Source organism: Streptomyces sp. MMG1121, assembly GCF_001280015.1.
GTDB lineage: Bacteria > Actinomycetota > Actinomycetes > Streptomycetales > Streptomycetaceae > Streptomyces.
The window spans coordinates 1-287 of the sequence record NZ_LGDV01000134.1 but is presented as its reverse complement, the minus strand read 5'-3'; the positions used below and the strand labels follow the sequence as shown (position 1 = coordinate 287).

The following is a 287-nucleotide window of genomic DNA, read 5'->3' as shown; positions in this document are numbered from 1 at the left end:
CTGGGTTGATAGGCCGGATCTGGAAGCCAGGTAACTGGTGGAGGTGACCGGTACTAATAGGCCGAGGGCTTGTCCTCAGTTGCTCGCGTCCACTGTGTTGGTTCTGAAACCACGAACGGCCCCACGTTTCACAGAGCGTGGTGCGGCAATGTTCGACAGTTTCATAGTGTTTCGGTGGTCATAGCGTGAGGGAAACGCCCGGTTACATTCCGAACCCGGAAGCTAAGCCTCACAGCGCCGATGGTACTGCAGGGGGGACCCTGTGGGAGAGTAGGACGCCGCCGAAC

General features: G+C 58.5%; 2 rRNA genes. Both read left to right on the top strand.

Annotated elements, in window-relative coordinates:
* A 23S ribosomal RNA gene (locus tag ADK64_RS14070) occupies positions 1 to 77 on the top strand; the annotation flags it as partial.
* 93 nt (positions 78 to 170) lie between these two features.
* Positions 171 to 287, top strand: a 5S ribosomal RNA gene (rrf, locus tag ADK64_RS14065).